We start from the raw sequence: 13,255 nt of genomic DNA, 5'->3' as shown, positions 1-13,255 counted from the left end.
TCCGGTCGGATCGCGTCTTTGGTACGGGCGAGTCTGTGCCAAACAGGTTAAGGTAGTGTCATGGGCCAGGCGGCCCGTGACCATGAAGTGGGCACCCGGTGTGCCCCTATCGCGAGAAGAGCATATGAGTCAGCATTTTTACGTACATCCGGACAATCCCCAGGTTCGCCTCATCGGTCAGGCGGTGCAGATACTGCAAAACGGCGGCGTCATCGTCTATCCCACCGACTCCGGCTATGCCCTGGGCTGCCAGATGGGCAACAAGGACGCGCTGGAGCGCATCTGCCGCATCCGCCGCATCGATCCGAACCACGACTTCACCCTGGTGTGCCGGGATCTCTCGGAGATCTCCACCTACGCCAAGGTGGACAACACCGCCTTCCGGCTGGTGAAGAACAACACCCCAGGCCCCTACACCTTCATCTTCAAGGCCACCAAGGAGGTGCCGCGCCGCCTCATGAACGAGAAGAAGAAGACCATCGGCATCCGGGTGCCCGCCAACAACATAGCCCTGGCCCTGCTGGAGGCCCTGGGTGAGCCGCTGCTCTCCACCACCCTGATCCTGCCGGGCTCCGAGATGGCGGAGTTCGATCCCGAAGAGATCGCCGACAAGCTCGGCAAGCAGCTGGATCTGGTGGTCAACGGCGGTTATCTGGGCGAGCAGCCCACCACTGTGGTGGACTTCTCCGACGACGAGCCCGTGTTGCGCCGTCGCGGTGCCGGGGATCCGACGCCGTTTGAGTGATACTGCCGAGCCCGTACCCGAGGCGATGATCGCGCCGGGTGCGACGGGGGAGGGCCTGCTTCCCCCGCCTATGGCCCCCTCGCCCATCGCCAAAGTGCTGGGGCAGCCCTACCATGAGCTGCCCCAGGATCTGTTTATTCCGCCCGATGCGCTCGAGGTGTTCCTCGACACCTTCGAGGGGCCGCTGGATCTGCTGCTCTACCTCATCCGGCGTCAGCAGCTCGACATCCTGAACCTGCCTATCCTGCAGATCACCGCCCAGTACATGGAGTACGTGGAGCTGATGCAGGGGCTCAATCTGGAGCTGGCGGCGGAATACCTGCTGATGGCGGCCTGGCTCGCGGAGATAAAATCCCGCCTGCTGCTGCCCAAGGCCCCGGAGCTGGAAGACGAGGAGGAGGGAGAAGACCCTCGCGTCACCCTGATCCGCCGGCTGCAGGAGTACGAGCGCTACAAGCTGGGCGCGGAGCGGGTCAACGCCTTGCCGAGGCTGGAGCGGGAGATCTTCATCGCCACCGCCCTGCCACCGGATTTTGGCGCCTTGAAGCCGCTGACCCCCGATGTTTCGCTGGTTGAGCTCGCCCTTTACATGCAAAGTGTGGTAAAACGCGCGACTCATTTTGAACATCACCAGATCCGCCGCGAGCAGATCCCGACCCGGGTGCGGATGGCGGAGATCCTCGCCATGCTCTCCCTGGGCCAGACCCTGCGGCTGGAGCAGGTGCTGCGGGCCGAAGAGGGACGTATGGGGGTGCTGGTGACCTTCCTGGCCCTGCTGGAGCTGTGCAAGGAGCAGCTTATCTGGATCCTGCAGGCCGAGCCCTTGGGGCCGATCCATTTTGCATTGGCGAGCCAGGGGGAAGGGGGAGAGCATGAGCAGGTACACTGAGTGGCGGTTCGCCCCGGGCAGTCCGGACGGGGAGGGCAACCGTGGTGCTGCCCACTGAACGACTCAATACCCTGATTCAGGGAGGGATGCGTGATGGCGCTGCCTGCTGAACGCTTAAAAACCCTGATCGAGGCGGCGCTGTTCGTGGCCGGTCGTCCGCTCAATGTCAGCGAGCTGAAAAGCAGCGTACTGGCGGATTATCCGGTGACCAGCCGCTATGTGCAGCTGCTGCTGGCGGAGCTCAGGCAGGACTACAGCGAGCGGGGGGTGGAGCTCAAGGAGGTCGCCTCCGGCTGGCGCTTCCAGGCCCGCCAGGAGTATGCCGAGGAGCTGTCGCGCCTGTGGAGTGAACGGGCGCCCCGCTATTCGCGCGCCGTGTTGGAGACGCTGACCCTGATTGCCTATCGTCAGCCCATCACCCGGGCCGAGATAGAGGCCATCCGCGGGGTGGCGGTATCGAGCCAGATCATCAATACCCTGAAAGAGCGCGGCTGGGTGCGCAGCATAGGTCACAAGGAGGTGGTGGGTCGCCCCGAGCTGCTCGCCACCACCCGAGAATTTCTGGACTATTTCAATCTGCAGAGTCTGGAGCAGCTCCCCGAGCTGGATCCCGAACTGCACTCCCCCTTGCCGGTCATGCTGGGCGAGGGGAGCGACGGTCAATAAGCGGCAGGCCGTCTTGAGAATGAACGTGGTGACGATGCCCAGAGGGCGCGTCACAGGAGTCAATGTTGTCCGCTATGTCAGCGGGCAGCGATCAACAATCAGGTAAACCCGATGAGTGAAAAACTGCAAAAAGTATTGGCCCGCGCGGGTCAAGGCTCCCGTCGTGAGATGGAGGCCCTGATCACCGCAGGTCGGGTCAGCGTGGATGGCAAGGTCGCCATGCTGGGGGATCGCGTCGAAGTGAACGCCGTGATCCGGGTGGATGGTCACCAGGTCAAGACCCGTGCGGCCGAGGAGCAGATCTGCCGCGTGCTGGCGTATCACAAGCCCGAAGGGGAGATGTGTACCCGTCACGATCCGGAAGGTCGTCCCACCGTGTTTGATCGTCTGCCCAAGATGGACGGGGCCCGCTGGATTGCGGTCGGCCGCCTCGACGTCAACACCTCCGGCCTCTTGCTGTTCACCACCGACGGCGAGCTGGCCAACCGGCTGATGCACCCGAGCCACGAAGTGGAGCGGGAATACGCGGTGCGCGTCTTTGGCGAGATCACCGAAGCCATGCTGCAGCGCCTGCGCAAGGGCGTGCAGCTTGAAGACGGCATGGCCAAGTTCAACAAGATCAAGCCGGCCGGCGGTGAAGGGCTGAACCAGTGGTTCAACGTCACCCTGACCGAGGGTCGCAACCGTGAAGTGCGCCGCCTGTGGGAATCCCAGGAAGTGCAGGTGAGCCGCCTGATGCGCATTCGCTACGGTGACGTCACCCTGGATCGCGGCATCCCCCGCGGTGGCTGGCAAGAGCTCAAACTGCCCGAGGTGAACTACCTGCGCGGCCTGGTCAACCTGCCCAACGAGACCGAGTCCAAGGTCGACCTGCAGCAGGATGGCAAGAGCACCCGCCACAAGCAGGCCGCCCAGATCCGTCGTGCCGTCAAGCGCCACAAGGATATGCAGGGCAAGGAGCCGCGCGCTCGCAGCACCACGGCCCGTCGCAAGCCGCAAGCCTCGACCCGCAACTCCGGCACCGGCAGCAAGTAAGCCGATGCCTGTGGCATGACGTGGTCGGCCCGGGCCAGGCAAAAGCCCGCACCATCTGGTGCGGGCTTTTTGTTTGTGGCGATTCTCCTCCCCCTTTTGAAGGAGGAGGTCGGAAAAGGGTGGCTTCGGGAGAATGGGTGTCAGCAAGGTTGCCCTGGCGGGGCGGGCTTGTTAGCCTTTCCCGCACTGAATACAGGAGATAAGAATGAGCAAGGTACTGGATGAGCTGCTGGCACTGCTGGCGCTGGAGAAAATAGAGGAGGGCCTGTTTCGGGGCCAGAGCCAGGATCTCGGTCTGCGGGCCGTGTTTGGCGGACAGGTAATGGGGCAGGCCTTGTCAGCCGCCAAGCAGACGGTGGCTAGCGATCGCCAGGTCCACAGCTTCCACTCCTACTTCCTGCGCCCCGGGGATGTGACTCGTCCCATCGTTTATGACGTTGAGAATATCCGCGACGGTCAGACAGTCTCCACCCGCCGGGTCAAGGCCATTCAGGGCGGCAAGCCCATCTTCTACCTCAACGCCTCGTTTCAGGTGGAGGCCAGCGGCTTCGAGCATCAGGCCCAAATGCCGGTGGGGATCACCCCGCCTGAACTGCTCAAGAGCGAGCTGGAGCTGGTGCGTCCCTACGAGCAGCTGATCCCGGCCACCCTGCGCGACAAGATCCTCTGCGAGCAGCCCATCGAAATCCGCCCGGTGACCCTGGTTGACCCCATCCGTCCGGCGATAGAGGCGCCCCTGCGTCACGTCTGGTTCAAGGCCAATGGGCAGATACCGGATGACCAGCGGGTGCACAACTACCTGCTGGCCTATGCCTCTGATTTCAACTTCCTGTTGACCGCCCTGCAGCCCCACGGGGTCTCCTACTGGGAGCCGGACATGCAGGTAGCGACCATAGATCACTCCATGTGGTTCCACCGGGAGTTCCGGCTGGATGACTGGCTGCTCTATGTGGTGGACAGCCCGAGCGCCAGCGGCGGCCGTGGTCTGGTACGCGGTCAGTTCTTCACCCGTGACGGCGTGCTGGTGGCGAGCACAGCGCAGGAGGGGGTTATCCGCCGCCGGGGCTGAGCCTTCCTTCACAGGCAGTCATCAACAAAAACGGGAGCCAGTGGCTCCCGTTTTTTTATTGCGGCGCAGGCCCTCAGGCGGCGTCCCGCTGTGGGGCGGCCAGGGTCTCTTCGCCCTGGGCGAAGCGATCGGCCCAGAGGGCGATGACGCCGTCACCTGTGACATTGCAGGCGGTGCCAAAGCTGTCCTGGGCCAGGTAGAGGGCGATCATCAGGGCGATGGAGGCTTCCCCGAAGCCGAGCATGGAGGTGAGCAGGCCGAGCGCCGACATGACGCCGCCGCCGGGGGCACCCGGCGCCGCAATCATGATGACTCCGAGCATCATGATGAAGGGCAGCATGGTGCCATAGCCCGGGATGGCCAGGTGCTCGGAGAGGAACATCACAGCGGTGGCGCAGGTCACTAGCGTGATGGTGGAGCCGCAGAGGTGAATGGTGGCGCACAGGGGCACGGTGAAGTTGGCGATGCCGTCGCTCACGCCGTTGTTCTTGCTGGCCTGCAGGGCCACCGGGATGGTGGCGGCGCTGGACATGGTGCCGAGCGCGGTGAAGTAGGCGGGCAGCATGTTCTTGATGAGCATGGCGGGGGAGCGGCCCAGCGCCAGCCCGGTGCCGATGAAGAGCACGGAGAGCCAGAGCCAGTGCATGACGATGGCCATCACCAGCACCACGCCGAAGGTCTTGAGGGTGGCGAAGACGGTGCCTTCCACCGTCATCTCGACGAAGACACCGGCGATGTAGAAGGGCAGCAGCGGGATGATCACGCGGGCCAGCAGGCGGTCTATGATGTCACGGCCCTGATCGGCGACCCGGCGCAGGTCGGTGGCCTGGGTGGCGCTGATGCCGATGCCGAACACGAAGGCGGCGGCCAGTGCCGACATCACCCCGAACAGCGGCGGTATCTCGAGGTTGATGTAGGAGCTGAGCTTGATGGCGGCTTGCGCCGTGGGCTCGGCGGCCGTGGTCAGCTGCGGGATCAGCTGGCTCGCCACCGTGAAGGCAAACAGGCCCGCCAGTATGGTGGAGCAGTAGGAGAGGGCCACCGTCTTGCCGAGCAGCTTGCCGGAGTTCTTCGGCAGGCTGGCGATGCCGCTCATGATGAAGAACAGGATGATGAGCGGAATGGTGAAGGTGATCAGCTGACCTATCACTGTCTTGGCCGTGAACAGCACCCGTGCGACCCATTCCGGGGCGTAGAGGCCGAGCAGGAGACCGGCGAGGATGCCGGCAATCAGATTGAGGACGAGTTTCATGGGGGAATCCAGGTGTTGGTGTCTGTTTTGTTATTTAATCTTGATTTTAATGCCGCTTTTTAACACAAACGCCGCATCTTGTCTGCCATCACCTGGTTAACTCAGAGTTAAATATTGTTATCTGGATGCTGAATCACGTCGGGCACCCTGTCTGGATCGACGGCCGCGATATTGATTAATTGTGGCGGGATTGGGGTCGCGGATCAGCAGGGCATGGAGCCAGCGGCCGTGTACCGCATCCTGGCTGCACCAGCTCTGATGCAGCTCAAACGGCAGGGGGGCGATCAGCTGCGTCAACCGGGCCTCATCGAGCCGGGTCAGCAGCGGATATTCCTCCTGTGAGGGGGGCAAGGGGCTGGCGGGTTCACTCTCGCCATAGGGGAAGGAGCAGTAGAGGAGTCCCTGGGGTTTGAGCAGGCCGGCGAGGTGCATCAGGGCAGGGGCCAGCTCATCCTCGGTCAGGCAGGGCAGCGAGCCGCTGGCCCAGATGCCGTCATAGGGCAGCACGTTGTGCATCTGCTCGAAGCGGCAGACCCGCACCGGTTGGCCGCACAGGCGCGAGGCGGCGCTGGCCTGGCTCAGGCTGGCATCGAAGGCGGTGACCATGAACCCCAGCTCCCGAAAATGGTGCAGATCCTCCCCCGCGCCGCAGCCGGCTTCCAGCAGATGGGCGCCCGGCTGCAGGCGGGCCAGAAAGGGGGAGTGGGCCTGGCCTATGAGGGCGGGACGGGGCGCCTGAAGGGCAGCGCTTTGGGTGCCTTGGGCGGGTGAGAGTGACAGTGGCATAGGGCTCGTCTCTAAGGTGGGCGGCTACTCTAGCAAATTTGCCCCGCTCTGTTCAGATCTGCTGAGGATCCTCCCCGGCCCTTGGCGGCGCCAGCACAATCAGGGGCGGCGCAGAAGCGAGGGCGAGGGGTTGGCGAGCAGGCCGAACAGGGTGTCGAGCAGGAAGTCGGCCTCCTGAACAAGGTTGATGCGCTCCGGGAAGTGCAGCCAGTTGATGATGTAACCATCCAGGGTGCAGTGCAGCAGCGTGGTGGCGCGGCGCAGATCCAGCCCTTGGGGCAGGTGGCCGAGGCGCACTGCGTTGCCCAGGGTGATCTCCAGATCCCGGAAGAAGTTGATGGATTGCTGACGCATGTGATCCCGCAGGGAGATGGCCTCTCCTTCCAGCGACTCCAGATTGAACATGATGGTGAACATCTGCTGGTGGGCGGGTTCTGTGCTGATCTTGCATATCACCTCCTTGAGGAAGAGGCGCAGCTTGCCGAGGGGATCCGGCTCCTGCTCATCCACACAGGCATCGAGCTGGTGGGAGAGGGGGGCGCACAGCTCCTCCCACAGGGTGACGAACAGCTCCTCCTTGTTCTTGAAATGCCAGTAGATGGCACCCCGGGTCAGGTCTGCCGCCTTGGCGATGTCGGTCAGGTTGGTCTTCGCCAATCCCTGTTGGCAGAACAGATTCAGGGCCGTGCTCATGATGTGGCAGCGGGTCTGCTGCGCTTCTTCTTTGGTTCTTCTGGCCATCGGATCTGTACCTGTTAAAAGGGGAAAAAGTTACTTACATACATTTATGAATGTATGTATATTGCCTCATCTTCGCAGTTTTACCAACAGGGGCCCTATAAACCCTGTGGTTTTGTGGTTTTTTTTGTTTGAAACAGAGGCTCAGAAACTCCATGCATAAACACATTCTCGCACGTTCGGTGGGCCTTGCCTTGTTGGCAAGCGGCCTGCTGGCTGGTTGTGGCGACAAGGGCGAGGCCGGGCAAGGGGCGGGCGAGATGCCGCCTGCCGCCGTGGACGTGGTCACTCTCCATGCCGCACCGCTGCAACTCATGTCCGAGCTCACCGGCCGCACCGCCCCCCTGCGGGTGGCCGAGGTGCGTCCCCAGGTGAATGGCATCATCCTCAAGCGCCTGTTCACCGAAGGCAGCGACGTCAAGGCCGGCCAGCTGTTGTACCAGATCGATCCCGCCGTCTATCAGGCCGCCGTCGCCAGCGCCAAGGCGAACCTGGCCAAGGCACAGGCCAACGAGCAGAGTGCCCGCCTCAAGGCCCAGCGTTATGCCGAGCTGGTAAAGGTGAAAGCCATCAGCCGCCAGGAGTATGACGACGCCGACGCGGCCTGGAAACAGCAGGTCGCCGAGATTGGGGCCGCCAAGGCCGCCCTGCAGAGCGCCAACATCAACCTGGCCTATACCAAGATCACCGCCCCCATCAGCGGTCGCATCGGCAAGTCCGCGGTGACCGAGGGTGCCCTGGTCACCGCCCAGCAGGCCGACAGCCTCACCTCCATCTCGCAGCTCGATCCCATGTATGTGGACGTGCGCCAGTCCACCGCCGATCTGCTGCGCCTCAAGCGCCAGGTCGCTGCCGGCAAGCTCGTCCAGGACGAGAGCAAGGGCGCCAAGGTGCGCTTCCAGCTGGAAGATGGCAGCCAGTACAGCGAAGAGGGCTCATTGCAGTTCTCCGACGTGACAGTGGACGAGACCACCGGCATGGTGACCCTGCGGGTCCTGGTCCCGAATCCCCATGATCTGCTGCTGCCCGGCATGTTCATGCGCGCCACCCTGCAAGAGGGCGAGCGCCCGCAAGGCCTGCTGGTGCCGCAGACCGCCGTGACCCGCACCCCCAAAGGCGGTGCCACCGTCATGGTGGTGACCGCGGACAACAAGGTCGAGCTGCGGGAAGTGCAGCTCAGCCGCGTGGTTGGCGACAGCTGGGTGGTGGAGTCCGGCCTCAAGGCCGGCGAGAAGGTGATAGTGGCTGGTCTGCAGAAGGTCAAACCCGGTGCCTTGGTGGCGCCCGCTGAGCGCGCCAGCAACACCACGACAGCACAAGCCGATCAGACCCAGGTCACCAAGCAGTAGGATGGAGTAGTCGCCTCATGGCACGATTTTTCATAGACAGACCCATTTTCGCCTGGGTAATCGCCCTGGTGATCATGCTGGCCGGGGCCATGGCCATCATAGGCCTGCCGGTCGCCCAGTACCCGACCATAGCCCCGCCGGCCGTTGGCATTTCCGCCAGCTACCCGGGGGCGTCCGCCAAGACGGTGGAAGACTCGGTGACCCAGATCATCGAGCAGAACATGACCGGGCTGGATCACCTGCTCTACATGTCTGCCCAGTCCGATTCGTCCGGCAACGTCAGCGTGACCCTCACCTTCAAGCCGGGCACGGATCCCGACATCGCCCAGGTGCAGGTGCAAAACAAGTTGCAGCAGGCCATGTCGCTCTTGCCCCAAGAGGTACAGCAGCAGGGTGTGCGGGTTCAGAAGACCTCCAGCAGCTTCCTGATGGTGGCCGCCTTCATCTCCACCGATGGCAGCATGACCAACGACGATCTCGCCGATTACGTGGTCTCCAACATCAAGGAGCCCCTGAGCCGACTGGATGGGGTGGGTGACATCACCTTGTTCGGCAGCCAGTACTCCATGCGTGTCTGGCTGGATCCCCACAAGCTCAACCGGGTACAGATGACCCCGGGAGACGTGCAGGCCGCCATCCAGGCCCAGAACGCCCAGGTGGCCTTCGGCAAGCTGGGGGGCACCCCTGCGGTGAACGATCAGCAGTTCACCGCCACCATCATGGGGCAGACCCGTCTCTCCACCCCGGAGGAGTTCAACAACATACTGCTGCGGGTGAATCAGGATGGCTCCAAGGTGCTGCTCAAGGACGTAGCCCGGGTCGAGCTCGCCGGCGAAAGCTACGATGCCTCCGCCCTCTACAATGGTCAGGCCACGGCGGCGCTGGCGATCAAGCTGGCCACCGGGGCCAATGCCCTGGATACCGCGGACGAGGTGCGCGGCAAGCTCGATGAGCTGTCGGGCTACTTCCCGGCCAACATGAAGATCGTCTACCCCTACGACACCACGCCCTTTGTGAAGATCTCCATCGAGGAGGTGGTGCAGACGCTGATCGAGGCCATCTTCCTGGTGTTCTGCGTCATGTATCTGTTCCTGCAGAACTTCCGGGCGACCCTGATCCCGACCATAGCGGTGCCCGTGGTGCTGCTCGGTACCTTCGGGGTCATGGCGGCCTTCGGCTTCTCCATCAACACCCTGACCATGTTCGGTCTGGTGCTCGCCATCGGCTTGCTGGTGGATGACGCCATCGTCGTGGTGGAGAACGTGGAGCGGCTGATGAGCGAGGAGGGGCTCTCCCCGCTTGAGGCGACCCGCAAGTCCATGACCCAGATCACCGGCGCCCTGGTGGGCATCGCCCTGGTGCTGTCGGCGGTATTCGTGCCCATGGCCTTCTTCGGCGGTTCGACCGGCGCCATCTATCGCCAGTTCTCCCTCACCATCGTCTCGGCCATGGTGCTCTCTGTGCTGGTGGCGTTGATCCTGACCCCGGCGCTCTGTGCCACCCTACTCAAACCCATGAAACACGGGGAGTTCGGTGCCCAGCGCGGCTTCTTCGGCTGGTTCAACCGCTTCTTCGACACCAATGCCAACCGTTACCAGAACGGCGTGCGCAAGGTGATCAAGCAGGGGACCCGTTACAGCATCATCTATCTGGCCATGCTGGCGGTGCTGGCGGTGCTGTTCATGCGCCTGCCTACCTCCTTCCTGCCGGAAGAGGATCAGGGGGTCATCATGTCCATGGTGCAGCTGCCGGTGGGGGCCACCAAGGAGCGTACCGAGGTGGTGCTGGCCGACATGCGCGACTACTTCCTCAAGAACGAGAAGGACAACGTCGATTCGGTGCTGACGGTGGCGGGCTTCAGCTTCGCCGGTAGCGGCCAGAACAGCGGCATGGCCTTCATCAAGTTGAAGGACTGGAGCGAGCGTAAAGGCGAGGAGCGCAGTGCCAATGCCATCATAGGCCGCGCCATGGGCTATCTGTTCAGCATCAAGGAAGCCCAGGTCTTCGCCTTCAACCTGCCTCCCATTCCTGAGCTCGGCACGGCCACCGGCTTCGACTTCTTCCTGCAGGACCGCGGTGGTCTGGGGCACGAGAAGCTGATGCAGGCCCGTAACCAGCTGCTCGGCATGGCGGCGCAGGATCCCAACCTGGTGCGGGTGCGCCCGAACGGGATGGAAGACACCCCCCAGCTCGACATCAAGATAGATTACGAGAAGGCGCTGGCCCAGGGGCTCTCCATCAGCGACATCAACAACACGCTGTCGGCGGCCTGGGGCTCTTCTTACGTGAACGACTTCGTCGACAGAGGCCGGGTCAAGAAGGTCTACCTGCAGGCGGATGCCCCCTTCCGGATGAACCCGGAGGATCTGAAGCTGTGGTACGTGCGCAACAGCGCGGGCCAGATGGTGCCCTTCTCCGCCTTCGCCAGCACAGAGTGGAGCTTCGGCTCGCCGCGCCTGGAGCGCTACAACGGCGTCTCCGCCATGGAGATCGTCGGTGAAGCGGCCCCCGGCAAGAGTACCGGTGACGCCATGGCGGCCATCGAGCAGATGGTGAAACAGCTGCCGGAAGGCATTGGCATAGAGTGGACAGGGCTCTCCTTCCAGGAGCGTCAGGCAGGCTCCCAGGCGCCGGCGCTCTACGCCATCTCGCTCTTGGTGGTCTTCCTCTGTCTGGCGGCCCTCTACGAGAGCTGGAGCATTCCGTTCTCCGTCATGCTGGTGGTGCCGCTCGGGGTGCTGGGCGCCATACTGGCGGCCACCCTGCGGGGCCTGGAGAATGACGTCTATTTCCAGGTGGGCCTGCTCACCACTATCGGGCTGTCGGCCAAGAACGCCATCCTGATCGTGGAGTTCGCCAAGGAGCTCCATGACAAGGGGATGAAGCTCGGCGATGCGGTGGTGGAAGCCTCCCGCCAGCGTCTGCGTCCGATCCTGATGACCTCCCTCGCCTTCATCCTCGGCGTCTTGCCGCTGGTGATAAGCACTGGTGCCGGCGCCAGCAGCCGCAACGCCATCGGTACCGGCGTCATGGGGGGGATGATCACGGCCACAGTGCTCGCCATCTTCTTCGTGCCGCTCTTCTTCGTGCTGGTGATGCGTTACTTCACCAAGCAGAGTTCAGCCGAGGAGCGCGCCGCGCTGACCAAGGAGACCCAACATGACTAAGACCCTGGTCGCCCTGAGTGTGACGCTGCTGCTGGGGGCCTGCTCCATGGCCCCCGATTACCAACGCCCTGAGGTGCCGCAAGGGGCCTCCTGGCAAGAGAACCTCGCCACCCAGGGGGCGCTGGCGCCCTGGCAGCAACAGTTCCTCGATCCGGCGCTGCAAAAGCTGATCGACACCGCCCTGGAGAACAACCGGGATCTGCGGCTCGCGGCCCTCAACGTCGAGGCCTATGAGGCCAGATACCGGATCCAGCGGGCGGCTCAATTGCCGACCCTGGCCGCCAGCGGCTCCGGCACCCGTCAGCAGGGATCCGACGATCTCAGCGGCACGGGGCAGGGGGGCATCAGCAGCCAGTACGGCGCCGACATCGGCATCACCGCCTATGAGCTGGACCTGTTTGGCCGGATCCAGAGCCTGAAAGATCAGGCGCTGGAGAACTACCTGGCGCAAATCGAGACCCAGCGCAGCACCCAGATAGCGCTGATCGCCTCGGTGGCGAATGCCTACCTCACCCTGCTGGCGGATCAGGAGCTGCTGGCGCTGAGCCAGGCGACCCTTGCGACCGAGCAGGAGAGCTATGCCCTGACCCAGCACAAGTACCGGCTGGGGGCCGCCTCCGAGATGGAGCTGGCGCAGGGGCGTACGGCACTTGAGAACGCCCGTGTCAGCCAGGCGCAATACCAGCGTCAGGTGAAACAGGACAGAAATGGTCTGGCCCTGCTGCTCGGCACGGATGTGCCGGTGCTGGAGGGGCAACCGGCGACCCTGGCCGAGGTTCAACTGGCGGCCATCCCGGTGGGCGCCCCCTCCAGCCTGCTGCAACAGCGGCCCGACATACTGGCGGCGGAGCACAGCCTGAAGGCGGCCAACGCCAATATAGGCGCGGCCCGTGCCGCCTTCTTCCCGACCATCTCGCTCACCGCGACGGCGGGTACCGCCAGCAACCAGCTGAGCGGGCTGTTTGACGGCGGCACCGGCACCTGGACCTTCATGCCCCAGATAAACCTGCCCATCTTCGACGGTGGCAAGCGGGTGGCGGATCTGGACGTGGCCGAGGTCGGCACCAAGCAGGCGGTGGCGAGCTACGAGAAGAGCATCCAGACCGCCTTCAAGGAGGTCGCAGATACCCTCGGCGCCCAGGCGGACTACCAGCAACAGTTGCAGGCCCAGCAGGATCTGGTGGATGCCAACCAGACCTACTTCAAGCTGGCGGAGTTCCGCTACGAGCAAGGGGTGGACAGCTATCTGACGAGGCTGGATGCCCAGCGCTCTCTGTTCAGCGCCAGACAGGGGCTGATCAGCACCCGCCTGGCCCAGCTCAGCAACCAGGTCGCCCTCTACAAGGCGGTCGGTGGCGGCTGGCAGGCACCCAAGGAGGCCCCGGTGGCCTCCGAAGGGCAGGGCTAGTCTCTCTCGCCGACAACGTCACAGCCACAGGGCGAACCATACGGTTCGCCCTGTTTTTTTAGGTACGATTGACCATGCAAAGCCCAGCCTGGTCGCGGGGAGAAACCCGCCCAGACCGGGAGCAAGCCTGCACAAGCGCCTTCCATGATGT

Annotated in this window: 11 protein-coding genes; 8 read left to right on the top strand and 3 right to left on the bottom strand. The window is 63.6% G+C overall.

All coding sequences use genetic code 11. The features are described from left to right. Positions 1–124 precede the first annotated feature (124 nt). The 5 genes from AB5Y91_RS01515 (at position 125) to tesB (ending at position 4,404) form a co-directional block, all read left to right on the top strand. Positions 125–745: an L-threonylcarbamoyladenylate synthase gene (locus AB5Y91_RS01515; RefSeq protein ID WP_103244556.1), complete on the top strand. Its 621-nt coding sequence runs from the start codon at positions 125–127 to the stop codon at positions 743–745. 25 nt (positions 746–770) lie between these two features. Beyond that, entirely contained in the window at positions 771–1,634 is an 864-nt protein-coding gene (locus AB5Y91_RS01510) for a ScpA family protein (RefSeq protein WP_041204511.1), read from the top strand. 93 nt (positions 1,635–1,727) lie between these two features. Next, complete coding sequence (gene scpB, locus AB5Y91_RS01505) at positions 1,728–2,300, top strand: SMC-Scp complex subunit ScpB (protein WP_025327615.1); 573 nt, start codon at positions 1,728–1,730, stop codon at positions 2,298–2,300. Between the two features lie 111 nt (positions 2,301–2,411). Then, positions 2,412–3,335 carry a 23S rRNA pseudouridine(2605) synthase RluB gene (rluB, locus tag AB5Y91_RS01500; RefSeq protein ID WP_005323472.1) on the top strand — a complete coding sequence of 308 codons (924 nt, stop codon included), beginning with the start codon at positions 2,412–2,414 and terminating at the stop codon, positions 3,333–3,335. Positions 3,336–3,540: 205 nt separating this feature from the next. Beyond that, a complete protein-coding gene (gene tesB, locus AB5Y91_RS01495; protein WP_139744958.1) occupies positions 3,541–4,404 on the top strand; it encodes an acyl-CoA thioesterase II in 864 nt (287 codons plus the stop codon). Positions 4,405–4,477: 73 nt separating this feature from the next. On the opposite strand, the gene AB5Y91_RS01490 is transcribed toward tesB, so the two are convergent. The 3 genes from AB5Y91_RS01490 to AB5Y91_RS01480 all read right to left on the bottom strand — a co-directional run bounded on the left by AB5Y91_RS01490 (position 4,478) and on the right by AB5Y91_RS01480 (position 7,183). Continuing rightward, on the bottom strand, positions 4,478–5,656 hold the full coding sequence (locus tag AB5Y91_RS01490) for a dicarboxylate/amino acid:cation symporter (protein WP_025327613.1): 1,179 nt from the start codon (positions 5,654–5,656) through the stop codon (positions 4,478–4,480). A 117-nt stretch (positions 5,657–5,773) separates the two neighbouring features. Beyond that, positions 5,774–6,442, bottom strand: coding sequence for a class I SAM-dependent methyltransferase (locus tag AB5Y91_RS01485; protein WP_368168908.1), 669 nt, complete (start codon positions 6,440–6,442; stop codon positions 5,774–5,776). Between the two features lie 99 nt (positions 6,443–6,541). Next, positions 6,542–7,183 carry a TetR family transcriptional regulator gene (locus AB5Y91_RS01480; RefSeq protein ID WP_059168626.1) on the bottom strand — a complete coding sequence of 214 codons (642 nt, stop codon included), beginning with the start codon at positions 7,181–7,183 and terminating at the stop codon, positions 6,542–6,544. A 152-nt stretch (positions 7,184–7,335) separates the two neighbouring features. On the opposite strand from AB5Y91_RS01480, the gene AB5Y91_RS01475 reads away from it, so the two are divergent. From AB5Y91_RS01475 to AB5Y91_RS01465, 3 genes are read left to right on the top strand one after another with little or no spacing between them, the layout of a single operon-like run. After that, positions 7,336–8,529 carry an efflux RND transporter periplasmic adaptor subunit gene (locus AB5Y91_RS01475; protein ID WP_163135250.1) on the top strand — a complete coding sequence of 398 codons (1,194 nt, stop codon included), beginning with the start codon at positions 7,336–7,338 and terminating at the stop codon, positions 8,527–8,529. A gap of 17 nt (positions 8,530–8,546) precedes the next feature. Continuing rightward, positions 8,547–11,696 (top strand): efflux RND transporter permease subunit, encoded by a 3,150-nt coding sequence (locus AB5Y91_RS01470; protein ID WP_059168624.1) that lies wholly within the window; start codon positions 8,547–8,549, stop codon positions 11,694–11,696. Beyond that, positions 11,689–13,104: an efflux transporter outer membrane subunit gene (locus tag AB5Y91_RS01465; RefSeq protein ID WP_368168907.1), complete on the top strand. Its 1,416-nt coding sequence runs from the start codon at positions 11,689–11,691 to the stop codon at positions 13,102–13,104. The genes AB5Y91_RS01470 and AB5Y91_RS01465 overlap by 8 nt, the downstream gene beginning before the upstream one ends. Positions 13,105–13,255: the final 151 nt, after the last annotated feature.

The organism is Aeromonas sp. R4-3 (genome assembly GCF_040908275.1).
Classification (GTDB): domain Bacteria; phylum Pseudomonadota; class Gammaproteobacteria; order Enterobacterales; family Aeromonadaceae; genus Aeromonas; species Aeromonas rivipollensis.
This window is presented reverse-complemented; position numbering and strand designations above follow the sequence as displayed.